Genomic DNA, 24660 nt, shown 5'->3' on the forward strand with positions numbered 1-24660 from the left:
CTAGAGCTGTGGGACAGCAAAGCCCAAGTAAAACAAGCGCTGGGCGAGGCAGGAGGAAAACATGAAAAGACGTGAATTCATTGTCTTGGGTGGTACTGCAGGGCTGTTGGCTTCGACCGGCATGTCGTTCGCGCAGGACAGCTGGCCGAGCAAGCCGGTCACCGTGATCTCGGCCTATCCGCCGGGAGGCACCAGCGACATTCTGGCTCGCCTGGTCGCCGATATCCTCACCGCCGAGTTCGGGCAGCAATTCGTGCTCGAGAACGTCGCCGGCGCCGCCGGCGCCCTGGCTGGCGGACAACTCGCGCGCTCGGCACCCGATGGCTATACCATCCTCGTCAGCGGCAGTGCGCCGCTCGCTGCCAACAAGGTGGTGCAGGCCAACCTTGCCTACGACCCCGAGGCCGACTTCGAGCCGATCACCGTGTTCGCCGAGAGCCCGGCTTTGCTGACGGCGGCCAACAATGCGCCGGCCAAGACGCTGCAGGAGCTGATCACCTATGCCCGCGACAACCCGGGCCAGGTAAACATCGGCAACCCCGGGGCCGGCACAAAGGGCCATATCTGCGCGGCCATCATCGGCCAGCTCGAGGAGATCGAGATCAACCACGTGCCCTATCGCGGCTCGCCACCGCTGGTGGCGGATCTCCTGGGCGGCCATATCGAGTTCGCGCTCGATGCCCCGTCGAACTACCTCCCGCACATCGCAGCGGGCAATGTGCAAGCACTGGCGGTAACCTCGGCCGAGCGGCTGCCGGAACTACCGGACGTACCCACCGTCGCCGAACAGGGGCTGGAAGGCTACGAGCAGACGCTGTGGTTCGGCATCGTCGGCCCCAAGGGCATGCCGGCCGAGATCGTGGCGCAGATCAACGACACGCTCAAAGCCTGGGGCGCCACTCCGGAAGCACAGGAGCAACTCGCCTCGCTCGGTGTGAGGCCGGTGCTGAACACGCCCGAGGAGATGCGCGAGACCGTGGCGCGCGAGATCGAGTCCATCCGGCCCCTGGTCGAAGCCGGGCTCGTCCAGCCCACCTGACCGCTGGATCGAACCGGTTTGCGGCGCCGCCTCGCCTCCGTGCGGGGCGGTGTCGCTTTTGTGCCCGTGAGTGGGTCAATGCGGCCCGAATGTGACGGCAAACCGGGCTTTTCTCGCCGCTGGCGGTTCACATCCGGGGATCGGTCCCTATATTGGGCCCTTCGCGTCGTGCGCCCCGAGCGCGCGGCTTCTGCAAGACAGGGCGGCGTTTCGGCCGCCCGTGATCTCAAGGATACAGCCATGACCGAAGCGAAGATGGGCGATCGCGTCCGCATCAACTATGCCGGCCGCCTGACCGATGGAACCCAGTTCGACAGCTCGGAAGGGCGCGCGCCGCTCGAATTCACCCTCGGCGAAGGCCAGGTCATTCGCGGGCTCGAACAGCATGTCGCCGGCATGGCGCAGGGCGACCGCAGCACTGTGACCATTCCGGCCGAAGCCGCTTATGGCCCGCGCCGTGACGAGGCGATCCAGAGCCTCAACCGCGCCAAGCTGCCGGCCGGCATCGATGTGGAGGTCGGCTCGCAGCTACAGGCCCGCACCTCCGATGGCGGCGTGCTGCCGATCACCGTGGTGGCGCTCGACGCCGAGACGGTGACCGTCGATGCCAATCATCCGCTTGCCGGCCAGGACTTGGTGTTCGACGTCGAACTGGTGGAAATCGTCCAGGCCGCCTGAGGCCCGGCAAGGGAGATGATCCGGTGAGCGTCGCCTTCACCAAAGAGGAGAGTGCCGAGACCGCCTCGGAGACCCTGCTGCCGGATCGTCCGGTGCCCGAGGGCCCCAACCTCGTCACTGCGGAAGGGCTGGCGGCGCTGGAGCGGCAACTCGCCGAAGCGCGGGCCGCCTATGACGCCGCCATGCAGGTGGAAGACGTCAACGAGCGGCGCCGCCAGGCGGCGGGGCCGTTCCGCGACCTCCGCTATCTCGCCGAACGGGTGCGCACCGCACAGCTGGTGCCGCCGCCGGAACAGCCTGACGTGGTGGCCTTCGGCTCCACCGTCACCTTCGAGCGCGAGGACGGACGCGTCCAGACCTACCGCATCGTCGGCGAGGATGAGGCGGACCCCAGGGCCGGCACCATCTCCTTCGCCTCTCCGATCGCCCGAGCACTGATCGGCAAGTCCGTCGGCGACGTGGCCGTCGTCGGCACGGGCGAGGTCGAGGTCACCACCATCCGGTGAACTGCATGCCGCCCGCTGCGTTGGTCGCCCGAATGGCAACAAGGCGGAGCGGCAGCGTGGGCAATGATCTGATCAGCGACGAAGCGCGTGATGTTCGTGGCGATACCGGTGGCAAACGGGGCGAAGCGCTCAATGCGCGCAGCCGTGCTTCGGTCCGCTTCGGCTGGGGCAGGGCGCGGTTCGAGGCCGATGTGGACGTGACGCCCACAACCATGCTCGCCATTGGCGGCATGGTCGGGATGATCCTTTTGGCCGTGGTGCCGATCGTGCAGGCTGGCGGCCGGGCGGCGCGCCGGCGCCCGTGGTGACTACGCTTCCGTCGACTGCCCTATAGCCCAAGTGACGCCGAACGGGTCGGTGAGCTGGCCGTAGATGTCGCCCCAGAACTGCTTTTCGAGCGGCTGCGCCACGGTACAGCCGGCGGCGACGGCCCGGTCCCACCACATCTGGGCGTCGTCCACATGGATGTGGAGGTTGAAGCCCTGTGGCTTGACCGCCGGAAACCCGTAGTCGGGGAAGAAATCACTGAGAAAGATCGGGCTGCCGTTGACGTCGATCTGCGCGTGCATCAGCAGGTCGCTGCCCTCGCTCGTCATGGTCTCGCGCTCGATGGCGCCGAAGGCGGTCTTGTAGAAGTCGATGGCCTTACGAGCGCCGTCGACGCTGAGATAGGGCGTGACGCCCCCGTTCGGACGGAAATCGGTCATGCTGGCTCCTCCTCGTGCTGCAGGGGAGCCTACGCCCGAGAAAAACGGGCGGCAAGAACGCCGATTACTGACCCGGAAGGTCGCCGGGGCTCTCCCGGACCACTTCGAGGTTGAACCACACGCTGTCCAGTCGGCTGTTGAGCCGGATCCACAGCGGCGCCAGCGATTCCATGGCGCGGCAGGCGGTAAGGTCGCCCAGATCGATGACGTCTTGCCACCCGATCTCGCGCAACAGCGCCGCCACGGCGGTGCGGGCTTCGACGTCGTTGCCCGCGACGAACACGCTGTGGCGGCCGGCGAGCTTTCCCGGATGTCCCATCAACTGGGCGCTGACGAAGTTCATGGCTTTGACCACGCGGGTGCGGGGCAGGGCGCGCTGCAGGGTTTCGCCCAGCGTCTCGACGATGGGACCATCAATGGCGGATTGCCAGTTGCCCTGGTCGACGAGGAGCTTGCCCGCAAGGTCGAGCGGCGGAAGTGTCGCCATCGCATGCTCGCCATGAAGCGCGTTGACGATCCACTCGGCATGGGCGGCGGCTTCGGCGTGGCCGAGAACCCGGATGCCGTCCTGAGGGTCGTCCGGCTGGCGAGAGCCGAAGACAACCTCGTGGCCAAGGTCTCGCAGCCGCCCCGCCATGGCGCTGCCGACTTCGCCGGTGCCGAAAACTGCAATCTTCATGAGCATGCGCTCCGTTGGGGGAGTAGCGGTAACGCGCTGAAGGCCGGGCGGATGCCGCTTCTGAAACGACGTGCTGATGTCTTCGGGGAGACCTGGCGGGGCGGTGTTTGGGGGGAGAGACCTGCCGGTGGGTGTTGAGGCGGCGCGACAAACTCGATCTGCCCCTCCCCGCTTGCGGGGGATGTCGGGTGTCCGTGGGGGTCATCACGCCTCCGCGCGCGCAACTGTTTGTTAAGCGTGCCCCGGCGAGGAGTAGGACGTCCGCTTCATCCAGGATCCGCCATGCGCCGCCTCGTTCTTGCTGCCCTCAGCCTGCTTCTTGTGTCTACAGCGGCGGCGACGGAATGGAAATATGAGGGCGGCAGCGTGCCGATCGCCTGGTTCGACACCGATGCGGCGCAGTTCCAGTTCGCCTGCCGTGGCGGGCAGTTGGCGATGGGCTTCTGGGTCCGCAAGCCCGATCCGACCGTGGCCGGCGCCGCCGCGATGAGCCTTGCCATCACGCCCGACCTCGCGGCGGGCGGCAGCACTGTTTATGCCCAAGACATGCCGCTGGTGCATCTCGACGGCACCTCGGTGATCGTCCGCGGCCCGGTGGCTCGGCAATGGGCCAGGATCGCGCAGGCGGCCCGCACCGACATGCGCGTCAGCTATGTGCGCCAGACCGCTGCTGGGCTGGAGGCGCTGGACCCGAGTGTGTTCGGAGCCAAAGGTTCGTCGGCCGCGATCGCGCAGGTGCTGGCCAAGTGCGGCTAGGCTGAGCCGGCTGGTCGACCTCTCCGCTCCGCGCTAGTCTTGGCACACGCGGAGGAGGCGACCATGAAGCTGATCGTGGGCTACCTGACGGCCAAGCCGGGCAAGCGCGAGGCGTTCCTCGCGGCGGCGCAGGACCATGCGGTGCAGAGTCGGACGGAGCCGGGCTGCCGCTATTTCGAGCTCCTGCCGTTGCCGGACCATCCCGACCGCATGCTGCTGGCCGAAGCCTTCGACAACGAGGCGGCGCATCGGCTGCACGAGGACACCGACCACATGCGGGCGCTATGGGCGATCATGCCGGACTACCTCGCCCATGCCAGCATCGACAATGTGGTGTCCGATGCCGTGACGCACGACGAGGACGATTTCAGCGCCCCGCCGGGCCAGAGCGCCTGAGGCGCACCTTCTCCGTTCCGCAGGGGCGAGTGCACGCAGGCACGGCTATGGTGACCCGCCCAACAGCCCGCAGCGTCCGAGGATATCCTCCACCACTTCGTCCAGCGGGCGTGTGGCGTCAATGCGAATGCCGGGGGGCTGGTCGCGGCCGGTGCGGTGCAACTCGCGGGTGAGAGCGCGTTCCTCGGGATGGGCGCCCCATTCGTCGACACGGCTTTCGAGGCGCCGCTCGATGGTGGTCCAGTCGGCCTCGAGGATGAACACAGCGTCGAACAGGTGCACGAACTTCTGGTGATTGCGCGAGCCGCCGCAGAAGAAGGTGACGGGGTGGCTCCGGTCGGCGATCAGCCGGCGGACTTCGTCGGGGTTCCAGATGTGGTGGTCGTTGAGAAACCAGAGGTCGTCCGAGCGCCGCTCCGGCGGCAGTGGCTCGCCGGTCTCGGGATCGCCCTGGTAGGCGAGCACGCGATCACCATGAACCACATGAAACCCCCGCCGCTCGAGTTCGGTGGCGACGGCGGTCTTGCCGGACCCGGACACGCCTTCGATGAGGTAGTTGCGGCGGAAGCTTGTGGACATTAAGGCATGCTCATCCCTCACCAACGCGGAACCAGTGCCCACTGCAGCCTGCGAATTCCCTCGTGGTCCACATCAGTGTCGCCTGTTCTATCGCTGGCAACACTATTGCTTACCTTGTTCAGCCTAGCATGTTGAAATATTAGATCGCGCTGAGTGGCGCCGACCGTCTTGCGGCGGCTCGTGCATTACCTCGGTGGTCTGCTTTAGCAGGCCTGCAGCAACTGCACCAATCGTTCTCCGGCCGTTTCAAGGCCGGTCGAGTTGTTGATCCTTACGACGCCAGGCGGCAGAGCGGTGGTGACAGTGCGGTCCAGGCGGCTACGGATGGCGTCCTGTGTTTCGCGACCCCTCGCCGCCAGGCGCTCGGCGATAACTTGTCGCTCAGCAACTACCTCCACCACCAACGCATGGGGATATCGCTCCGTCAGTGTCGGGATGATTGCACGCGACACGTTGGCCACCACCGTGCGGCCCGAGGCCAGATCCGCCTCCAGTGAGATCGGCAGGCCGTAACAGAGGCCATGAGCCTCCCAGCTCAAGGCGAACTGACCGGCACGAGCAGCCGCCTCGAAGCAAGCTCGGTCGAGCGTGTCATGATCCTCGCTCCCGCCATCCGCATCGCGGGTGATCACCCGCCGCACGAACACGAATTGGTCGGCGGGCAATCGAGCACGGGCATAGGCCATGAGGCTATCCTTGCCGACGCCGCTGGAGCCGACGACGGCCACGAAGGTGCCGCTTCCGGGGTGCAGCGCCGCCGTTTGCAAAAGCGTGCTCATGTGAGCCTTGCCCTGATCCGCCGGGAGACCGTGTCGATGACCGAGACGGTAACCAGGATCAGCAGGATGATGAACGCCGCCTCCTGCCAGTTGTTAATGCGCATGCGATCGGAGAGTTGCAGACCGATGCCGCCGGCTCCGACAATGCCGAGAATGGTGGCCGAACGGACGTTGGATTCGAAGAAGTAGAGCACGTGGCTAGCCATGACCGGCAGTACCTGCGGCAGGACGCCGAGGCGCATCACGTGTAGCCCGTTGCCGCCCGAGGCCCGCACCCCTTCTATGGGCTTCTTGTCGACGTTCTCGATGGCTTCCGCATAGAGCTTGCTCAGCACCATGACGTCTCCGACGGCGATGGCGAGAACCCCTGCGAAGGGGCCGAGGCCCACCGCCGACACAAAGATCAGGGCCCAGACCAGGCCATCGATACCGCGAACAGCGTCAAAGAAGCGTCGAAGGCCAAAGTGGATGAACCAGTTGGGCACGATGTTTTTGGCGCCGATGAACCCGAGCGGCACTGCCAGGAGGGCGGCGATGACCGTGCCGAGGAAGGCCATGGCCAGGGTTTCGAGCATAGCCGCCACATAGTCCCACAGGCCATCGCCCGGCCATGGCGGGATCATCAGCACGACGAGCATCCCGAGCTTGTTGAATCCATTTATGATGCGCATCGGCGACGCGTCGATCCACCACAGGCCGAAGATAAAGGCTGCCGAAAAGGCTAGCCACAGGCCCCAACTGCGGAGCCGCTCCGTCAGCGGCAGCGTGAACACTTCAGGGTGGAGACGCTTGAGCCGGGCGATGTCGGCGGGTCGGGCGATCGTCATGGCTCAGGTCCCTTGCGCCAGGTCGTGGCCGATCAGGCGGTGGCGGATGGTTTCGCAGATGATGTCGATCACCGACGTGGTGAGGATCAGCAGCAGCATGATGGCGGAGATGTCGGTATATTCGAACTGGCGAATGGCGACATAGAGCTCCTGCCCAATGCCGCCGGCGCCGACGATGCCAAGGGCTGAGGCACCGCGCACGTTGATCTCCAGGCGGAGCAGCAGGTAGCTTGCATAGTTCGGAAGCGCTTGCGGCACGACGCCGAGCCGCATGATCATCGGCCAGTTACCACCCGCGGCGCGTACGCCCTCGATCGGACGCGGATCGACATTCTCGTTGACCTCGGCGAACAGCTTGCCGAGCGAGCCGGCCGTGTGCACGGCTATGGCGAGAACGCCCGCAAAGGGCCCAAGGCCGAAGGCGAAGACGAAGATCAACGCAAATACCAGTTCGGGGACCGTGCGGCAGAATTCGAGTGTGCGGCGGGCGGCGAAGTAAATGGCGCTGCTCTGGACCAGATTGCGCGAGGCGGGAAAGCAGAAGGCGAGGGCCAGCACGCCACCGAGGACAGTGCCGACAAAGCCCATGAGGATGGTTTCGAGTAGTAGCCGCAGCCAGAAGCGCAGCCCCCAGTACCAGTTGGCGATATCGCCCCAGAGATTGTCGAGCGTCAGGGTCGGCATGGTGCCGACGATGTAGTTCCAGGCCTTGGGCAGGCCCCGGACCAGATTTGGAATGCTGAAGTCGCTGACCACCACCGACGCCAGCAGGGCCGCGACGAAGAGCAGGCCATAGCCGAAGGTCCAGGTGCGGCGCGCGAGGTGCTGGCGGCGGTAGCGATCCTGGAAGGAGAGCAGGCGCTCCTCCTGCGTGGTCGACGAAAGCCGGCCGCTGGTGGGGACGAAAGTGGACATGGGCCGTCTCCGCATGCGGGCTGCCGCGCCGGGCGCGACAGCCCTGGGCTTGATCAATTGCCGTTCCGGCGACGTTCCTGGGCGTTGAATTCGGTGATGGCGACGACGTCGAGATAGTCCTCGTGCTTCGCCTCGACGTACCCGCTCGAGGTGCCGTTGCTGTAGATGGCGAAGCCTTCCGGATCCTTCTCCGGGAAAGCCATCAATGCCGTCTTGAACGCATCCTGCAAATCCTGCGGCAGCGTGGTCAGCATCATGACCGGCGTGTTCGGGATCACTGGCGAAGTCCAGATGATGCGGGTCGATCCGGCAGGGATCAGCCCCTTCTTTTCCATGGTCTGGATATTGCCGGCTTCCTCGTTGCGCCAATGGGTGGCGACAGCCTCGAACGTGCCGTTGACCAGCGCCATCACGCTCTGCTCGTGACCGCCCGAGAAGGCGACTTCGCTGAAATACTCGTCGGCCGAGGTCTGCAGTTCGGTCGAGAGATAATAGGAGGGCACGGCGAAGCCGGAGGTGGAATTGGGGTCGGCGAAGGCAAAGGACTTGCCCTTGATGTCCGCCAGCGTCTGGTAGGGGCTGCCGGCGCGTACGGCGATCACCGAATGATAGCCAAGGTTGCCCTCGTTATCGAGCGTCACCGCTACCGGTGCGATGTCTTCTCCCATGACCTTGCGCGCCAGCGCATAGGCCGCCGGGCCGACGGACGCGAAATGGACATGGCCCGAGCGCATGGCTTCGATCACGGCCGCATAGTCAGTGCCGCGCACGATCTTGACCGGCACGCCGAGCTCGCGGCTGAGATAGGCGGCATAGGGCTCGGTGCGGGCGATGGCATCGGTTTCGTTCTCCGCCGAGGAGATGCCGATAGTGAGTTCCGGGAACTGCTCGCGCCAGTCCTGGGCCAGGGCGGAGGTGGCGAGGATAGGCGAAACGAGGGCGAGCGAAACCAGCGCGGCCGCAAGGCCACGACGCGTCAAGGTGAACATCTATATAGCTCCGGGTTGGGAATAGGGGCGGCTAGAGGGCCGCCTCCAGTTGTCGAGCATCGGCGGCTATCGCCGAACCGATACTGGCCATGGTCGAGGTCAGGTTCTCGTCCACGGCTGGATCGGTATCATCGCCATAGATCTGCTGGGTGACGGCGCGGGTCATCTGTGCGGGCGTGCCATCGAAGACCACGCGGCCATGAGCCATGCCGATGATGCGGTCGCAATAGGCGCGGGCAGCGTCCAGCGTGTGAAGGTTGGTGATGACGGTGATCTTGTCCTGCCGGTTGATGGCGCGCAGGGCGTCCATGACGAGGCGGGCGTTGCGCGGGTCGAGCGAGGCGATCGGCTCGTCGGCGAGAATGACGCTGGGCTTCTGCATCAGGGCGCGAGCGATGGCCACCCGCTGCTGCTGGCCGCCGGACAGGGTATCGGCGCGTTGTAGCGCCTGGGACAAAAGGTCGAGCCGGTCTAGCGCCAGTGCGGCGTTGACACGATCAGCCTCGGGGAAGCGCTTGAACATCACCGGCAAGGTCGCGGCCGTGCCGATGCGCCCGATCATGACGTTGGTGAGCACGTCCAGGCGGTTCACGAGGTTGAACTGCTGGAAGATCATGGCGCAGCGGGCGCGCCAGGCCCGCAGGGCCTTACCCTGCAGGGTGCCGACATCGAGATCGCCGAAGATGATGCGGCCCTGGTCGGCACCGGCGAGGCGGTTGATGAGCCGAAGCAATGTCGACTTACCGGCGCCGGAGCGGCCGACGACGCCCACCATCTGTCCCGCAGGAAACGACAGGGACACCTCGTTGACAGCGAGGGTGTCGCCGAAGCGCTTGGTGACGTTCCTTAATTCAAGCATGTGGGCTCCCCGGCGGTTTTCATGTCCAGGACGCTAGAGCGCCTGGATGACAGCATTAGCTCATTCGAATGACATGCTCGTGACGCGCTGCTTGGCAGCAAACGTCACCGTGCCGTCGGAATGCACCGGACGCCCGCGCGAGAGCGTCGCGTGGATGCGACCGACGCCAGTATCGCTGGCGATGACCAGGTCGGCACGCTGGCCCACCCCGATCTCGCCACGGTCTTCGAGGCCGAGAGCCCGCGCCGGATTGAGGGAGGCGAGGCGCATGGCGCCGGGCAACCCCCGCGGGTCAGTGCGGGCAAGCACCAGGACAGCCGGCAGCATGGCGCTGGGGTGATAGTCCGCAGCCAGGAGGTCCAGAACGCCGACCTCGTGAGCCGCGCGGGCCGAAAGGTTGCCCGAATAGGACTGGCCACGCAGCGCATTGGGAGCGCCCATGGCGTTGAGCATGCCACGCCGGCGAGCTTCCTGGGCAGCTTCGAGCGTCACCGGGAACTCGCTGATACTGGCGCCAAGCGAATGCATGAGCGCCACCTTTTCGACGGTGTCGTCATCATGGCTCGCAACTGGCACCCCGTGAAGGGCGCAATACTGGGTGACGGCGCGCAGTGTGGCGGTGATGTCGCCGGCCGTTTCGCGACGATCCCGGATACGCTGCTGCAGTTGCTCGGCCGCCGCCTCCAGCGAAATGCCCCTGTTGCGCGACAGGTTGGCGGCCTGCAGGTCGAGGTCGCGATATTGGCCCTGTCCTGGCGTATGGTCGCAAAGGGAGACCAAGTCCACGAGGCCCTCGCTGACGAGGTCCTTGACCACCGAAAGCGCCGCCGGGAACGTCACCTCAAAGCGGGCATGCACGCGATGGTCGATCAGCAGGTTGGGCCGGGCAGCCACGACCGCACGGATCATCTCGCTGGTGAAGTCATAGGAGCGCATGTGCCCGTAGGTGGAGCCGGGCGCGAAGGACAACGAGGCATAGGCAGTGGTGATGCCTGCCGTTGCCAGTTTCATGTCCAGGTCACGAAGCCCCATCTCCATGGGCATGCGCACGCCCGGCCTCGGCTCGATTTCGCGCTCGATCATGTCGCCATGCATGTCGATCATGCCGGGCAGCAGCAGGAGGCCATTGCCTTCGATGTCAGCCACTTCAACCGGCCGTTCGCTGATCTCGGTGATGACGCCATCCTCGATGTGCAGGGCGCCGTTTTCGATGACCCGGTCGGCGAGGACGATACGGAAACTAGACAGCCACATGGTTTTCCTCGGCGCTTTGGTCGGCAACGACCCTGGTGTTGAGGTTGATTTCCCGATCGATCAGTTCCTGCACGTCGCCCGGATGATGGAAGACGCCGACGATCGCCACCCCCTGTGCCTTGAGGTCAGCGAGGCGGCGCACGAGGGCCGCACGCGCTCCTGCATCGAGCGAGGCGGTCGGCTCGTCGAGCAGTAACAGGCGCTGTGGCAGGATGAGCGCGCGGGCGAGGTTCACCTTCTGCTGCTCGCCGCCGGAAAAGGTGCTCGGATAAGCACGCCAGAGTTCCGGGCGCACGCCGAACTGGTCGAGCCAGTGGCGAGCCTGCTCGAGCGCCTCGGTCTTTCCTGCTCCTGCAAGAAGGAGGGGTTCGGCCACGATATCCTGTGCGGCGACCCGTGGCCGGGCATTGAGAAACTGTGTGACGAAACCGATTTCCTCGCGCCGCAGCAGCGCGATGTCCACGTCGGCCGCATTGGCGAGATCGATCTCCCCGTGCCGGGAGCGAAAGAACACATGGCCCGCGACGGGCAGATAGCTGCGCCAGATCGTTCGCAGCAGGGTGGATTTGCCGGCGCCGTTGTGCCCGCGCAGCAGCAGGAACTCGCCCTCGTCGAGATCGAAGCTTACGCCCTCGAAGGCATGGAGCATGCTGCCCAGATGGTACATGCGGAAGGTCTTGGTGAGGCCCTCGACCCGCAGCAGCGGAATGGTTGGAGTCATCTGCGAGCCTCAGAGCTTGGCGTGGACGAGTTGCTGCGTGTAGGGGTGCTGGGGGTCCTGGAACACCTGGTCGGCGAGACCCTGCTCCACGACTTCACCATGGCGCATGACCATTACCCTGTCGGCCATGGTCCGGATGACCCCCAGGTCATGGCTCACCAGCACCATGGTGATCCGACGGTCGCGCTGCAGGCGCTTGAGCGTATCGAGCACCAGCGCCTGGACCGAAACGTCCAGGCCGGTGGTCGGCTCGTCGAGCAGCAGCAGCGCCGGTTCCAGCGCGATGGCCTTGGCTAGTTGCACGCGCTGCTGCATACCGCCCGACAGCTCGATCGGGCGCGCATCCATGCGTGAAAGCGGGAACTCGGAGGCATCGAGAGCCTCGCGCGCCTTGCTGCGCAGGACCTCGAAGCTGCGCTCACCGGCGATCAGCAGCCGCTCGGCGACGTTGCCGCTGGAACTATGCCGCATCAAGAGCCCCAGATGGGGGTTCTGGTAGACGATGCCGACATGGCGCGCGCACAGCATGCGCCTCTGGTAACGGGTAAGGTCGAACAGATTGCCATCGTCCCGGTCCGGCAGGCGCAGGCGATAGTCGCCCTGGTCCGGTGTGTCCTCGAGGTTCATCATCCGCAGCAGCGTCGATTTCCCCGAGCCGCTCTCGCCCACGATCCCCAGCACCTCGCCGGGATAGACGGTGACATCGACATGGCGAAGCGCCTGCACCTCTCCATAGGACTTGGAGATGGCCTGCATGGTCAGGAGCGGCTCAACCTGCATCAGGCGTGGCGCGGCAAGCGCCGGCACCATGGGGGTCATATCGAGGTTCATGCGGAAAACTCCCCATTGCGATACCAGGTGAGCCCGATCGGCGCCGAGCTGCCTTCGCTGCGCTGGATGGCCTTGATGCCGAAATTGCTGTCGGACACTTCGAAGGCGGACCCGCCACCCTCCTGCGGCAGTTCGTTCATGAAGAAGCCGGAGACGCCGGAGCGGCGGCAGGTGAGGCCGGCATGCTCCTCCACCCGATAGGGACGGTCGGAGAACACGAGCGGCTCGACCCGGGTGAATGGCGGCACGGCGAACAGCCGCTTCTCCCGCCCGGCCGAGAGGAAGGTGAGGTGCCTGGCCATATTGAGTTTAGGCACGTCCCAGCGCGGAATGGGCGACGGCGTCATCACATGGCGGCCATTGACCATGGAGGGATAAGCGGCGCCCTGCATGATCCGGCCCTTGCGCACGATCTGCTCGTAGAGCGTCAGCCAGAGCTTTCCGTAGTCGGCATCGGCATGCATCTGCCGGGCAATGGAGATGTTGGGCTCAACCCCACGTAGCGGCTCGGGGTTGGGGACCTGCAGCACCAGGATCTGGTCTTCGCCCAGCATCTCTTCAGGTACCCGGTGGCGTGATTGGATGATGGAAGCAGCCAGCGTGTCCCAGGTTTCGGTCGCGCCGGAGACGCGGCTGATGAAGCGACGGATGGAGGCGGCGTTGACGCCGTCGTCGGCGCCCTGGTCGATGACCTTGACCCGTGAGTTCGGGTTGACCAGCGTCAGCGTCACTTGCAATCCGCCAGTGCCCCAGCCGCGCGCCATCGGCACTTCGCGGCTGGCATAGGGCATCTGGCAGCCGGGCACGGCGATCGCCTTGAGCATCTTGCGGCGCAGCTCGCGCTTGGCCGAGGCATCGAGGAAGCCGTAGCTGGTAGCAGCCCATGGCTTGGTGAGGGAAGCAAGGCTCATTCTGCGGGCTCCGTCTGGCGCGTGTCTTCGGGTGTGGCGCTGCCTGCGCTCTTGGCCTTGGCGTCGCGCATGGCATCCAGAACCGACTGGAAGGTGACGTAGTGCGGCAGCTTGAAGTGGATGCAGAAGCCCGAGGCTTCCACGCTTTCGGTGTGGTAGAGGTAGAATTCCTCATGCACGGCCGAACCCACCGGGGCCTCTGCCGAATTGAGATCGAGCGTTGCCGCAGCGATGACCTTGACCTCGTTCCAGCCGAAGGTGGCGGCAAAGCCCAGCTCGAGATAGCCGCCCTTTTCCTTGGAGGTCACCTCGGCCTGGCTGACCCGCACCCGCCCGGCAGAGAACTCGGTGCCCCTCGGGTGGCGGACGACGACCTCCGCTTCGCCGAGGCGCAGTTCATTGACGGTCGGGTGGGCATTGCCGTAGCCGCGCATGGCCGAGTAGCCCAGCGTCAGTACGCCCCCAGTTTCGGCACGAGCCAGGCTCTGCAGGCGGTGGGCGCGCGACGTCGGAAAGAGCAGCGGTTCGCGCGTGAGGTCAGGAATATCCTCCGGCGCCACCTCGGCGCGGTTGGCGGGTGCAACAAGGCCCTGCTGGCGCTGCCAGTCGGCCAGCGATGGTTGCCGGGCTGGTGCCGGGTCGGCCGCAGCCTCCACCGCCGGCGGCGTGTAGGGTTCGCCTTCAAGCACGTCCGTTGCCAGCACGCGGTGCGAATAGTCGAGCGTTGGTCCGAGGAGCTGGCCGCCAGGTATGTCCTTGAACGCCGCTGATATCCGGCGCTGCGTCAGGATCTCGTGCTGCTGAACAGGTCGGGCAATGGCGAGGCGCGGTTGCGTCGTGCGCCAGGCGCGCAGGACCAGCACGGCCTCGGACAATTCTCCGCCCGTCTGCGCCAGAGCCAAGGCCGCCAGTTCCTCGTCATAGAGGGAGGCCTCTCCCATGACGCGGTCGACCAGATACGGCATGGTCCTGCGGATGGTCTCTACGCGGCTGGCATCGATCGTTCCCAGATCCTGACGGAAGAGCCGTTCGGCCTGTTCGATGGCCTTTTCGCCACCGCGGGTTGCCACATAGGCCATCAGAGCACCTCTACCGTGGTGGAGCGGGGAATGCCGATGACGGAGGTGCCATCAACGAGGAACATGTCGAAACCTTCCGGGTAAGCGCAAAGCGCGGCGCGCATGGCCCAAAAACCGGGCGACACGCCAAGGGACATCTCGCTGGCGCCATCGATCCCCGGGCCGGAAAGCCGCACGCGCTGGCCCGCGCCATGGCGGCATTCCGCAATGAGGGTCGCGCCGTCATCGGGATAAAGCGCGCTGCCGCAGCGCAAACCGGCGACACGCGCTTCAGCACCATCGAGGCTGGTGAGGAAGACGTGGTCGGCCTGAGAGATATCGTCCGTGAGAAGCGCGCCGGTCGCCGCAATCCGCGCCAGCAGGGCGGGGTCGTCTGCGAACACGGTGCATTCCAGATCAACCAGCGTCTCGATGATGGCCGCCAAACCAGCTTCAGGCATGTCGCGGCTGTCGCCCGGGCGTGAGAGCGCCCACATCAGCGCTTCGAAGGTGGCATTGGCGCGCAGTTCGATCGTGTCCGGCGGAGCAACGGTCAGCATCAGAACGTCTCCATTTCGACGCGGGTGGCCTCGACCTGGCGCATGCGCGCATCATCCGCGGCGGCAAGGTGAGCCCGCTCCTCGGACAGGAATTGTGCGGTTGCCGGCTCCTCACCGAGAGCGGCCATGCGCAGATCGACAACCGCCATGGCCATGGCCCGCTCGAGGTCGCGCCCGGTGACCATGCCGTAGCCGACATGCCCCGCCGCATCGGCGATCTGCGCCTCGCTGACGAGCACTTCACCCAAATGGAAATCGACATTTTCGACCGTATCGCGCATCGGGACCATGACGAGGCCGGTCCGGTTGGCGACGACGGAAATCTCGCCCATGCCTTCGAGCAGGGTTTCGGCAAAGGCCTTCAGCCGCTCGGGCCGTGCCCGCGCCAGCGTATCGAGCACCGCCCGGTGATCGGGCCCTCCCGATCCTGTCTCGTTAAACATCGTTCTCTCCATGGGTGGTCATGACATGTGGCTGATCGGTCTCGAAGGTGAACTGCACCCGTTCGCCCGCCCATACGGCCTCGGAAAACCCGATCGGGCGGCCATCCAGGTCGGCATCGACTTTCTGCACCACCAGCACCGATTGCCCGACGCGCAGCATCAGCATGGCCGCTTCGTTCTCGCGGGCGAGCCGCGTGAAGACGGTGGTGCGCAGGCGCCGGTAGTCGGCGATGCCGTAGGATTGGTAGACCCGGGTGATCGAGGTCAGGTCCCGCCGACGCTCCGGCAGGTCGGGAAAGCGATCGACCTCGTGGTAGGCCCAGCCGATGCTGATCGGCAGGTCATTGGCGAAGCCGCGCCAGGAGCGCGCATGGACCGGCGCACCCGTCTCTATCCCCAGAGCGGAAGCCACCCGATCGCTCGCGGGGATGGTCATTTCCTCGAGCGTTTCCCCCGACGCCGTCAGTCCCTGAGACATCAGGTTTTCGCGGAAACGGGTGCGCGAACCGATTACATAGTTGAGCAGTGGAGCCCGCTCGACAAAGGTGCCGCGACCATGCTCGACCCGTAGCTTGCCTTCGGCCACCAGCGCCGCCAATGCCTTACGCAGGGAGTGGCGGCGCGTACCATAGTGGACGCAGAGTTCGTGCTCGGGTGGCAGGCGCGTATCCGGGACGAGGCGTCCGGCGGCAATTTCGCCGTCGATCCGGTCTCGGGTCTCTTGCCAGGAATGTCCCTGATTGCGCATCGCACCAACTCATTCGAATGAGCTGGTGGTATCGAAGTTGAGTGACACGCACGTGACGCCTGCGGCGATTATGCTGGCCGGCGCAACCGACAGGCGGGTGGCATTTGCGTCTTTATCACTTCAGCGACGATCCCGGTATCGTCACCTTTGTTCCCCGTGCCGTCCTGGTTCCCTCCCAACGGACGCCCGGCCGGGAGTGGCTCAATGGGCCCCTTGTCTGGGCAATCGAGGACGATTTCGACTTCCTCTATCACTTCCCGCGGGAGTGCCCGCGCATCCTCATCTGGGCCACGGAAGCCACGCTGGACTCCGACCGTGCGACTTGGCTCGGTAGCCGTCGCGCTGCCGCCTATGTGGAGCGAAGCTGGATGACAGCCATCTCCGAGGCCGTCCTGCAGCGCTATGAACTGCCGGCGGACCATTTCGAGAACCTCGGAGACGCGGGTATGTGGGTGAGCCGGGAGGTCGTAAAGCCGCTGGCCCGTGTCGAACTCACCGACCTGCCGAGTAGCTTGGCGTCACGCGAGGTGGAGCTTCGCGTCGTGGACAGTCTTGTGCCGCTCAAGGCGCTCTGGGCGACCTCCCTGCACACCAGCGGCATTCGGCTGCGGAATGCCAGCGGCTGGTGAACGGCTCAAAATTGGGCAGCACGAGCGGGGCAGGGTTAGTGGCAACTGTGGAAGCGGCCGGCCCGCTGACGGCCCTGTACGTCTCCGCTGTGGTATCGGCGACGGGGGCGGTTCACAGGATCGGCTGCAGAAGGCTAGTGCCCGCGGACCATCGCTTCGACCGAGGCCCTCATGGTGTCCGGTGAGTCGCCGGTGACAATTGCCCCCATCAGCACCGCCGCGATGCCGGCATCGCGCAGTGCCTTGCCGTCGGCGGGCGTCAACTGCAACTGGCTTGGCACGATCACCGGCACATCGACTGCGGCAACAATCGCGGCATAGCGGTCAAGGTCCGCCGGCGTCATGGGCGTGCGGTAGCGCTCGAATGGCATGATGGAGGCTTCAATGATGCAACCGGGAATGGCCGCGATCTTCGCGACATCTTCGGGCGAGCTGGTGGACGCAAGCGCCGGCATCGGTCGGAGCTTCGAGCGCAGCAGATGCGGCTGCAGGTGGTCGACATAGACGTTGAAGCCCTCGAAGCCGAGGTCATGAAGGGCATCCATCTCCTCGGCACTGGGCACGGTTTCCTGTCCAGCCATCACCAGCAGCGGACAGCCGAGCTTTGCAAGCTCTTCAAAGAACGGGCGCTCCTCGGCAAAAGAGCCGAACGTAGTGCCGGTGGCTCGATGATAGGCGTTGAGGTGGGTCTTGATCGCCGTGGCGCCACCATCGAGAGCCGCCTTGGCCAGCTCGAGATCATGCCGGGCAAGCGACACGATAACAGGAAAGCTCCCATCGGTGAGAGACTGGTAGAACGGGGTAGGGGCGTACATCAGTTGATCCTGTGGCCGGTCTCGGCATCGAAGAGGTGGACGGCGGCGAGATCGGGCCGGACGTGAATGGTCTCGCCCGGGCGCGCGGCAACGCGCTCGCGGAACACACCAATGATCTTCTGCTCGCCGATCGCCATGGTGACCTGTGTCTCGGAGCCCATTGGCTCGACCAGGCGCACGGTGGCCGGCAGTCCATCTGTGGCAAGTTGCAGGTGTTCGGGGCGAATGCCGTACTTGACCGCTCCACTGACGCTGATCCCAGCTGGCAGAGGCAGGGTCGCGCCTCCACCAGAGAATCGCCCGTCCGCAATGGTGCCGGCGATGATGTTCATGGCGGGCGAGCCGATGAAGCCGGCAACGAAGAGATTGGCCGGTCGATCATAGAGTTCGAGCGGTGCACCGATCTGCTCCACCCTGCCGCCGTGCATCACCACGATGCGGTCGGCCATGGTCATGGCCTCCACCTGGTCATGCGTGACATAGACGGTGGTGACGCCGAGGCGTTGGTGCAGCGCCTTGATCTCGCCGCGCATCACCACGCGCAGCTTGGCATCGAGATTGCTGAGCGGTTCGTCGAACAGGAACACCTGCGGGTTGCGCACGATGGCGCGGCCCATGGCCACGCGCTGGCGCTGACCGCCGGAGAGTTGGCGCGGGTAACGCTCGAGCAGGTGGGTGAGATCGAGGATCTCGGCGGCCCAGCGGACGCGCTCGGCGATCTCGGCCTTGGACCCACCGCGGTGCTCGAGCGAAAAGCCCATATTGGTGGCGACGGTCATGTGCGGGTAGAGCGCGTAGTTCTGGAACACCATGGCGATATCCCGGTCCTTGGGCTCGAGGTCGTTGACCACCCGGCCGCCGATGCGGATGTCGCCCGAGCTGATGGTTTCGAGCCCGGCCACCATGCGCAACAGGGTGGACTTGCCGCAGCCCGAGGGCCCGACCAGCACGATGAACTCGCCATCGGCGATATCGACGTCGATGCCGTGCAGGATGTCGGTTGGGCCGAAGGACTTGCGGATGGAGGAGAGGGTAACGGGGGCCATGGGTCAGCCTTTCAAGCCGGTATGGGCGAGACCTTCGACGAACTGCTTCTGCGCCAGGATGAAGACGACGAGCACGGGAATGGCAGTCATGGTCGCGGCGGCCAGCTGGATGTTCCACATGGCGCCGCCATAGGCGTCGGTGAACTGGGTCAGCGCCTGCGGCAGAGTGAACATGTGGGTGGAGGACAGGAACACGATCGGTTCCAGATAGAGGTTCCAGGAGTGGAGGAAGGTGAAGATCGCGACGGCACCGAGCGCCGGCTTCGCCAGCGGCAGGGCGATGGTCCAGAAGATCTTGAACCGGCCTAGCCCGTCGACCCGCGCCGCCTCTTCCAGTTCCACCGGCAGGGCGATGAAGAACTGGCGCATGACGAAGGTGGCGAACACCGACGGGGCGCCGAAGATGGGCACCAGGATCAGTGGCCAGTGCGTGTTGATCATCTTCCAGGAGAGGAACATCTGGAACAGCGGAACGATGGTGACTTCGGCGGGGATCAACAGCCCCATCAGCACCACCATGAAGATGGCATTGCTGAACGGGAAGCGGATGCGGGCGAAGGCATATCCGGCCATCGACGACACGATCATGGTGCCGACAGTGACGAGGGCGGCGATATAGGCCGAGTTCCAGTATTGGCGGGCAAACGGCTGCAGTTCGAATACCCGCTGATAGGTAGTGAAATCGAACCGGCGCGGCCACAGCTCGGGCGGGAAGGCGAAGATGTCGCTGATCGGCTTCACCGACGAGGTGACCATCCACCAGGTGGGAAACACGAAGGGGATCAGCAGCACGCACATCAACCCGTAGAGGGCGACACGCAGCCTGGGCGACAGCTCAGTTTTCATAGAACACGATCCGCTTGCGCATCTGCCACTGGATGAAAGTGAGCACCGCGACGATCAGGAACAGCAGGATCGACAGCGTCGACCCGTAGCCGAAGAAGTTGAACTGGAATGCCTGCTGGTAGAGGTAGTAGACCAGCACCGTGGTCGACACGCCTGGCCCGCCCTTGGTAAGGATGGCAATCTGCGCGAACACCTGCAGCGAGCCGACGATGGTGATGATCGAGGTGAGCAGGATGGTCGGCGAGATCATCGGCAGCGTGATGCGTCGGAACTGCTTGAAGGCGCTGGCGCCATCGACGCGCGCAGCCTCATAAAGCTCCTTCGGCACGCCCTGGAGCGCGGCAAGGAACAGGATCATGTTCAGGCCGACATTCTTGAACACCTGCACGACGATGACCGAGAACATGGCGGTGCCTGGGGTTCGCAGCCAGTTCGGTCCCTCGATTCCGAAAACGGAGAGGATGCCGTTGATGCCGCCATTGTTCTGCAGCAGGAAGCTCCAGACGATGGTCCAGGCAACCAGCGACACCACCACTGGCGAGAAGAACAGGGTTCTGAAGACCACGATGGCCTTCAGCTTCTGGTCCAGCAGGACGGCGAGCAGTAGCGCGAGGCTGAGGTTGAAGACGACCAAGCCAACCGAGAAGATCGCCGAGGCGGAAAGAACCCCCGGCAGGTTCGGATCGCGCAGCAACTGCTGATAGTTCGCATCGCCCACGAAGGTGAACGTTTTGGCAAGCACGTTCCACTCGTGCAGCGAGTAGTAGAAGACGAGCCCCAGCGGGATCAGCACGAAGGTGACGATGCCGGCGAGTTGCGGCGCTATGAACAAATAGCCCGCCAGCGCGTCCTTGCGCGCAATGGTCCAGAACGGACGCTTGTGCGGCGCTGCGGTTGTGGTTTGTTCGGTCACCGGAGCCTCGGGGGTTGTCCTTGGGAGCACCCCGGCCGTTGGCCGGGATGCAAAAGTGTCAAGCCAGCTTAGCGAGCCAGCAGCGGACCGACGCTCTGGCAGACATTGGCCAGCACCGCCTCGACGTCGGCGTCGGGCACCCACAGTGCGTCGAGCGAGGCGCGCACGGTCTGCTGGATCTGGGCGAAATTGGTGTGGCCCGGAATCACCTCACCAATCGAGATCCCCTTGATCACGACGTCTTCGAGCTGTTCGGCGGAGAGCAGCGGATTGGTCGCAGCCAGGGTTTCGGTGTTCAGCAGGCTGGCACGAGCCGGCGGGAAGAACTGCGCCAGCTTCCGGCTGTTCTCGGGGTTGGTCAGGTAGGCAAGGAACTCCACCGCGACCTCGACATTGGCGCCGCTCGCGAAGGCACCCACGCCGGCCTGACCGACCACACCGTACTCACCGGCCGGGCCGGCGGGCAGCGGAACCAGGGACCAGTCGAACGGGTCTTCCTTGGGCAGCAGCGAAGCGCGGCTGATCTGGGTGATGGTCATGGCGGTCTCGCCGGCGAAGAAGTCGATGTCCTCGCCCGGGCCAGGCATGGCCTTGTCGGTGAAGATCGCCTTGTGGATCGCGGTCATGGCATCGACCATGGCCGGCTCGGTGAAGGTGCAGGTCTTGCCGTCCTCGCTCCAGGGCGAGGCACCCCAACCCTTCCAGATCGCTGCCAGGTTCTGCCAGAGCTGGTAGTTGAAATCGCGGACGACCAGACCCGCCTGACCAGCCTGTCCCACTGCCGAGGCGGTGGCGAAGGCGTTCTCCCAGGTCCATTCTCCCGCCTCGATCAGTTCGGCCGGGGTCTTGGCGCCAGCAGCGCGGATCACGTCGTTGTTGGAGAACACTGCGAAAGGCGAGGTCGAGAACGGGTAGGCGTAAAGCTGACCGTCCTTCGTCCACAAGGCCGTCGCCTGCTCCGTCACGTCGTCGAGGTTGTAGCCCTCGGTGGCCCCGAACGCATCGGTCAGCGGTGCCAGGGCACCGGAATTGACGAAGTCGGCAGCCGAGGTCTCGAGCACCCAGGCCAAGTCCGGCGGGTTCCCGCCGGCGATCTGGGTGGTCAGAGTGGTCGTGTAGCTCTCGAAAGGCAGCGGCTCGAAGGTGATGTTGACGTTCGGGTGCGTCTCCTTGAAGCCAGCGGCGATTTCGTCGAACATCGCCAGGTGCGCCTCGTTGGCGCTCCAGATGGTCATGCGCAGGTTCACGGCGTCCTGAGCCCAGGCGGTTCCGCTCCAGGCGAGGGGCAAGAGAATGCCGGCTGTGGCCGCCGTGGCCTTGAGAATGGATCGTCTGTTCATCGTTTCCTCCTGTTGATTATTGGTGTGGTTTCAGTAACCGCGCACATCCGGCCAGCGGATCTCGATGCCTTCGCGGTAGAGGCTGGCCTGGAAGTCTTCGAGCCTGCGATCCTCGGCTTGCACCTGATGCGGCGTCAGGCCCTTGTTGAGGCAATGAGCAGCCAGCAGGCCCGCCACTTCACCGACGTTCCATTCCACGGGGTGCAGGCGGTAGCAGCCATTGGTGATGTGGGTGGTGCCGAGATTCTTGCCGCCGGCGAGCAGGTTCTTGACCCGGCGGGGCAGCAGCGCGCCGAGCGGGATCTCGAACGGCGCGGACTCAACATCGACATAGTTATCTCCCCCGGTCGAAGGATGCAGGTCGATGCGGTACATGCCGATACCGACGCTATCGCGATACTGCTTGGACAGGTTGTTGCCGTGGACGGTCATGGACACGTCCTGCTCGACGATGCGGGTCACCGGCAGGATGCGGCGGCTCTCGCGGATATACGGAGCCATGGCAAGACCGTGGTCGGTGCCGGTGACGTCGCCGCGTAGCCGCAGGCCGGGGAAGCCCTGGCCCCCATCGAGGCGCGGCGCCTCGGTCTGGAGCCAGTAGAACACCGCGTAGGACAAGTCGGCCGCAGCCTTGAGGTGGCGGGCCTTCTCGTCTTCGGAGACGTCGATGATGGTGCCGAGCATGTAGTCGATCATCGGCCAGTTCACGAGGCAGATATCTGACTGGTAGGCGCCGGGCAGGAAGTTGCGGCGCGCAGCGATGCGGCGGAAGGTCCAGAGATTGCCGTCCCCGGGATTGCGGCGCTGATCGGCATCCACCAGCAGCGGATCGTCGTCCGGATTGGGCGTGAAGCTGCGCTCGGTGATTTCCAGGGTACGCGGGTGCGGTGCCTTGAAGCCGAGCAGCGGACCACCCCAGAACTCGGGCTGATATTGCCGCCAGAAGTCATAGTTCTCCGGCTTGTCGATGGTCTGATCGCCATCCACGTGGTCGATGGCAAAGCACACCGACACCGCCTGCACATTGTCGGGTTGCGCCTCAGCCGGAGCGCTGGGCTCGCCGGTGTCGGACTGTGCCTCGAAGCCCTTGGCGTACTCGGTGCCAGTCATGGGCAGCAGGTCGCCGAGTTCGGTGGCGTCGATCACATAGGCCGCCGAGCAGACGATCTCGCGGCCGCTGTCGCGGTGACGCAGCGTGATGGCGCGCACAGTGTCGCCATCAACATCCGCCGCGACCGGAAGGTAGGGCTGTAGCACGGTCAATTGGCCGCCACCGCGCCACGGCGCCAGCATGGCTTCGATGACAGCGAGGCCCACGCGCGGCTCGGCGCAAAGCCGGCTGACCCAGCCGGCGCCCGGATTGAGATCGCCCCAGGCGCGGCTTTCGGCCGTCAGCGGATAATGGTCGCGATAGTACTGGCGGATGCCGTTACGCAACTGGCGATAGCTGCGGGTAACGCCGAACTGCTCGACCCACGAATGCTCGTCGGGCGGCACGGCCTGGCTGGTCAGCTGGCCGCCCAGCCAGTCGAATTCCTCGCTCATGATGACGGTGCGGCCCGAGCGCAATGCGCCCAGGGCTGCAGCAACGCCACCAAGCCCGCCGCCAACGATGAGGATGTCTGCGTGAAGCTCTCTGGTCATGTGTTCCGAACAGGTTGGGAAGAAACGGGACCGAGGGTCTCGCCCTCGAGGATGGGGCAGTCGAGCAGCACTTGCTCGACCGGGGCATTGTCCTCGACCCGGCGCACCAGCATGGAGGTGGCGGCACGGCCCATGGCCTCGCGCGGGATCGAAAACGAAGTGAAGCGGCGGCCGGGCTCTTCGGCTCGAATGTGATTGCCGAGGACCACAACCGAAAGATCTGCCGGCACCCTGATGCCGCGTTGGCGGGCCACCGAGTCGATGGCGATCGCATCGGCCAGTTCCGTGACGAAGACGCAGGTCGCACCCGCAGCGATGATGCCGTCCAGCGTTTCGTCAGGCGGCTGCGCCACGGCGAACCGGGAATAGACTAGATCACCGCCGTCGAGCGCCTGCTCGAAACCGATCCAGCGGTCGACCGTCGACTCGGCGCCTTCGTTCAGCCCGACATAGGCGATGCGCTGATGACCAAGTGAACGGGCTTGCGACACCAACGCCGCCGTCGCCGGGGCATAGTCACCACCGACATAGGGCACGGGGCCGCCGGCATCATCACGACGGCCGACAGCAACAAAGGGGAAGTCGCCGCCAACCAGCCGCCGAAGCTCCTCGCGATCGAACTGACGCCCGAGAATGATGCAGCCATCGGCCAGGCGCAGGCGAACATTCTCGCCAAAAATGCGCCGCGGGGCACCGGCACCGGTCAACAGTAGCAGGTCGTATCCGAGTTCCTGCGCCGCCTCCTCGATGCCGAGCAGGAACGGGGTGAAGAAGTCGGCCTGAGCCGAGGGAAAGGCCGGCTCATAGGTGAACACGCCGAGAATGCGGTTCAGCCCCTTGACCATGCGACGCGCGACGGGGTCGGCGACATAGCCGGTTTCGCGGATGACCTTCAGGACCCGCTCGCGGGTGTCGGCAGGGATGCGGTTCGCGTTCTCGGGCGACCCGTTGAGCACAAGCGAGACCGTCGCCTGACTGACCCCAGCCAGGCGGGCGATGTCCTTTTGTGTCAGTCGCCGATGGTGAACCAAAATAGTTCCCGGGGTGTTGATACGTATTAGCGCTGATACGTATTAGCGTAGAGCGCTGAGCAGTTCAATGGGTTTCTCTTTGGGTCCTACAAGGCAGGCGCGTGGCGTTGTGTGGCACAGGGAGGCCACATCCGTAGGAGACCAACCGGCATCGCACGCTG

30 protein-coding genes are annotated in these 24660 nt (G+C 65.0%); 7 read left to right on the forward strand and 23 right to left on the reverse strand.

What is annotated here, in order from left to right; genetic code table 11:
- Nucleotides 1-61: 61 nt before the first annotated feature.
- The 4 genes from ACFSX5_RS17670 (at nt 62) to ACFSX5_RS17685 (ending at nt 2531) form a co-directional block, all read left to right on the forward strand.
- Nucleotides 62-1039 carry a Bug family tripartite tricarboxylate transporter substrate binding protein gene (locus ACFSX5_RS17670; protein ID WP_386835194.1) on the forward strand — a complete coding sequence of 326 codons (978 nt, stop codon included), beginning with the start codon at nt 62-64 and terminating at the stop codon, nt 1037-1039.
- A 240-nt stretch (nt 1040-1279) separates the two neighbouring features.
- Nucleotides 1280-1717: an FKBP-type peptidyl-prolyl cis-trans isomerase gene (locus ACFSX5_RS17675; RefSeq protein ID WP_386835196.1), complete on the forward strand. Its 438-nt coding sequence runs from the start codon at nt 1280-1282 to the stop codon at nt 1715-1717.
- A gap of 23 nt (nt 1718-1740) precedes the next feature.
- Nucleotides 1741-2223, forward strand: a complete 483-nt coding sequence (gene greA, locus ACFSX5_RS17680; RefSeq protein WP_386835198.1) for a transcription elongation factor GreA — start codon at nt 1741-1743, stop codon at nt 2221-2223.
- Between the two features lie 56 nt (nt 2224-2279).
- The gene (locus tag ACFSX5_RS17685; protein ID WP_386835200.1) at nt 2280-2531 is read left to right on the forward strand and encodes a hypothetical protein; all 252 of its coding nucleotides are present in this window, start codon (nt 2280-2282) and stop codon (nt 2529-2531) included.
- Here ACFSX5_RS17685 and ACFSX5_RS17690 read toward each other — a convergent pair whose 3' ends face one another.
- Both ACFSX5_RS17690 and ACFSX5_RS17695 read right to left on the reverse strand, forming a co-directional pair.
- Nucleotides 2532-2930 (reverse strand): VOC family protein, encoded by a 399-nt coding sequence (locus ACFSX5_RS17690; RefSeq protein ID WP_386835201.1) that lies wholly within the window; start codon nt 2928-2930, stop codon nt 2532-2534.
- 64 nt (nt 2931-2994) lie between these two features.
- Nucleotides 2995-3609 (reverse strand): NADPH-dependent F420 reductase, encoded by a 615-nt coding sequence (locus ACFSX5_RS17695; protein WP_386835202.1) that lies wholly within the window; start codon nt 3607-3609, stop codon nt 2995-2997.
- A 282-nt stretch (nt 3610-3891) separates the two neighbouring features.
- Between ACFSX5_RS17695 and ACFSX5_RS17700 the strand changes: the two genes are divergently transcribed.
- The gene (locus ACFSX5_RS17700; protein WP_386835203.1) at nt 3892-4365 is read left to right on the forward strand and encodes a hypothetical protein; all 474 of its coding nucleotides are present in this window, start codon (nt 3892-3894) and stop codon (nt 4363-4365) included.
- 63 nt (nt 4366-4428) lie between these two features.
- Nucleotides 4429-4761, forward strand: coding sequence for a putative quinol monooxygenase (locus tag ACFSX5_RS17705; protein WP_386835204.1), 333 nt, complete (start codon nt 4429-4431; stop codon nt 4759-4761).
- Between the two features lie 45 nt (nt 4762-4806).
- On the opposite strand, the gene ACFSX5_RS17710 is transcribed toward ACFSX5_RS17705, so the two are convergent.
- The 14 genes from ACFSX5_RS17710 to phnF all read right to left on the reverse strand — a co-directional run bounded on the left by ACFSX5_RS17710 (nt 4807) and on the right by phnF (nt 16235).
- A complete protein-coding gene (locus ACFSX5_RS17710; protein WP_386835205.1) occupies nt 4807-5340 on the reverse strand; it encodes a nucleoside kinase in 534 nt (177 codons plus the stop codon).
- A 203-nt stretch (nt 5341-5543) separates the two neighbouring features.
- On the reverse strand, nt 5544-6119 hold the full coding sequence (gene phnN, locus ACFSX5_RS17715; protein ID WP_386835206.1) for a phosphonate metabolism protein/1,5-bisphosphokinase (PRPP-forming) PhnN: 576 nt from the start codon (nt 6117-6119) through the stop codon (nt 5544-5546).
- Nucleotides 6116-6946: a phosphonate ABC transporter, permease protein PhnE gene (gene phnE / locus ACFSX5_RS17720; RefSeq protein ID WP_386835208.1), complete on the reverse strand. Its 831-nt coding sequence runs from the start codon at nt 6944-6946 to the stop codon at nt 6116-6118. Before phnE (ACFSX5_RS17720) ends, phnN begins: the two co-directional genes overlap by 4 nt.
- A gap of 3 nt (nt 6947-6949) precedes the next feature.
- Entirely contained in the window at nt 6950-7861 is a 912-nt protein-coding gene (phnE, locus tag ACFSX5_RS17725; RefSeq protein ID WP_386835209.1) for a phosphonate ABC transporter, permease protein PhnE, read from the reverse strand.
- Between the two features lie 53 nt (nt 7862-7914).
- Nucleotides 7915-8850 carry a phosphonate ABC transporter substrate-binding protein gene (phnD, locus tag ACFSX5_RS17730; RefSeq protein ID WP_386835210.1) on the reverse strand — a complete coding sequence of 312 codons (936 nt, stop codon included), beginning with the start codon at nt 8848-8850 and terminating at the stop codon, nt 7915-7917.
- 31 nt (nt 8851-8881) lie between these two features.
- Nucleotides 8882-9709 (reverse strand): phosphonate ABC transporter ATP-binding protein, encoded by an 828-nt coding sequence (gene phnC, locus ACFSX5_RS17735; RefSeq protein WP_386835211.1) that lies wholly within the window; start codon nt 9707-9709, stop codon nt 8882-8884.
- Between the two features lie 60 nt (nt 9710-9769).
- Nucleotides 9770-10963 carry an alpha-D-ribose 1-methylphosphonate 5-triphosphate diphosphatase gene (locus ACFSX5_RS17740; RefSeq protein WP_386835212.1) on the reverse strand — a complete coding sequence of 398 codons (1194 nt, stop codon included), beginning with the start codon at nt 10961-10963 and terminating at the stop codon, nt 9770-9772.
- The gene (locus ACFSX5_RS17745; RefSeq protein ID WP_386835214.1) at nt 10950-11684 is read right to left on the reverse strand and encodes a phosphonate C-P lyase system protein PhnL; all 735 of its coding nucleotides are present in this window, start codon (nt 11682-11684) and stop codon (nt 10950-10952) included. Before ACFSX5_RS17745 ends, ACFSX5_RS17740 begins: the two co-directional genes overlap by 14 nt.
- A 9-nt stretch (nt 11685-11693) precedes the next feature.
- A complete protein-coding gene (locus ACFSX5_RS17750) occupies nt 11694-12515 on the reverse strand; it encodes an ATP-binding cassette domain-containing protein (protein WP_386835216.1) in 822 nt (273 codons plus the stop codon).
- A complete protein-coding gene (locus tag ACFSX5_RS17755; RefSeq protein ID WP_386835217.1) occupies nt 12512-13426 on the reverse strand; it encodes an alpha-D-ribose 1-methylphosphonate 5-phosphate C-P-lyase PhnJ in 915 nt (304 codons plus the stop codon). The genes ACFSX5_RS17750 and ACFSX5_RS17755 overlap by 4 nt, the downstream gene beginning before the upstream one ends.
- Nucleotides 13423-14505 carry a carbon-phosphorus lyase complex subunit PhnI gene (locus ACFSX5_RS17760; protein WP_386835218.1) on the reverse strand — a complete coding sequence of 361 codons (1083 nt, stop codon included), beginning with the start codon at nt 14503-14505 and terminating at the stop codon, nt 13423-13425. Before ACFSX5_RS17760 ends, ACFSX5_RS17755 begins: the two co-directional genes overlap by 4 nt.
- Nucleotides 14505-15044, reverse strand: coding sequence for a phosphonate C-P lyase system protein PhnH (phnH, locus tag ACFSX5_RS17765; protein WP_386835219.1), 540 nt, complete (start codon nt 15042-15044; stop codon nt 14505-14507). Before phnH ends, ACFSX5_RS17760 begins: the two co-directional genes overlap by 1 nt.
- Nucleotides 15044-15487: a phosphonate C-P lyase system protein PhnG gene (locus tag ACFSX5_RS17770; protein ID WP_386835221.1), complete on the reverse strand. Its 444-nt coding sequence runs from the start codon at nt 15485-15487 to the stop codon at nt 15044-15046. Before ACFSX5_RS17770 ends, phnH begins: the two co-directional genes overlap by 1 nt.
- Nucleotides 15480-16235, reverse strand: coding sequence for a phosphonate metabolism transcriptional regulator PhnF (gene phnF / locus ACFSX5_RS17775; protein ID WP_386835222.1), 756 nt, complete (start codon nt 16233-16235; stop codon nt 15480-15482). Before phnF ends, ACFSX5_RS17770 begins: the two co-directional genes overlap by 8 nt.
- 104 nt (nt 16236-16339) lie before the next feature.
- On the opposite strand from phnF, the gene ACFSX5_RS17780 reads away from it, so the two are divergent.
- Nucleotides 16340-16864, forward strand: a complete 525-nt coding sequence (locus ACFSX5_RS17780) for a DUF6886 family protein (RefSeq protein ID WP_386835223.1) — start codon at nt 16340-16342, stop codon at nt 16862-16864.
- A 134-nt stretch (nt 16865-16998) separates the two neighbouring features.
- Here the strand turns inward: ACFSX5_RS17780 and ACFSX5_RS17785 are convergent, their stop codons facing one another.
- The 7 genes from ACFSX5_RS17785 to ACFSX5_RS17815 all read right to left on the reverse strand — a co-directional run bounded on the left by ACFSX5_RS17785 (nt 16999) and on the right by ACFSX5_RS17815 (nt 24499).
- On the reverse strand, nt 16999-17679 hold the full coding sequence (locus ACFSX5_RS17785; protein WP_386835225.1) for a hypothetical protein: 681 nt from the start codon (nt 17677-17679) through the stop codon (nt 16999-17001).
- Entirely contained in the window at nt 17679-18725 is a 1047-nt protein-coding gene (locus ACFSX5_RS17790; protein ID WP_386835226.1) for an ABC transporter ATP-binding protein, read from the reverse strand. Before ACFSX5_RS17790 ends, ACFSX5_RS17785 begins: the two co-directional genes overlap by 1 nt.
- A gap of 3 nt (nt 18726-18728) precedes the next feature.
- Nucleotides 18729-19571 carry a carbohydrate ABC transporter permease gene (locus tag ACFSX5_RS17795; RefSeq protein WP_386835227.1) on the reverse strand — a complete coding sequence of 281 codons (843 nt, stop codon included), beginning with the start codon at nt 19569-19571 and terminating at the stop codon, nt 18729-18731.
- Nucleotides 19561-20484, reverse strand: a complete 924-nt coding sequence (locus ACFSX5_RS17800) for a carbohydrate ABC transporter permease (protein WP_386835229.1) — start codon at nt 20482-20484, stop codon at nt 19561-19563. Before ACFSX5_RS17800 ends, ACFSX5_RS17795 begins: the two co-directional genes overlap by 11 nt.
- Before the next feature lie 68 nt (nt 20485-20552).
- Entirely contained in the window at nt 20553-21824 is a 1272-nt protein-coding gene (locus tag ACFSX5_RS17805; protein ID WP_386835230.1) for an ABC transporter substrate-binding protein, read from the reverse strand.
- 30 nt (nt 21825-21854) lie between these two features.
- Nucleotides 21855-23468, reverse strand: coding sequence for an FAD-dependent oxidoreductase (locus ACFSX5_RS17810; protein WP_386835232.1), 1614 nt, complete (start codon nt 23466-23468; stop codon nt 21855-21857).
- Nucleotides 23465-24499: a LacI family DNA-binding transcriptional regulator gene (locus ACFSX5_RS17815; RefSeq protein WP_386835233.1), complete on the reverse strand. Its 1035-nt coding sequence runs from the start codon at nt 24497-24499 to the stop codon at nt 23465-23467. Before ACFSX5_RS17815 ends, ACFSX5_RS17810 begins: the two co-directional genes overlap by 4 nt.
- Nucleotides 24500-24660 lie beyond the last annotated feature (161 nt).

Origin of the sequence: Devosia albogilva (genome assembly GCF_042685625.1) — a bacterium.
GTDB classification, from domain to species: domain Bacteria; phylum Pseudomonadota; class Alphaproteobacteria; order Rhizobiales; family Devosiaceae; genus Devosia; species Devosia albogilva.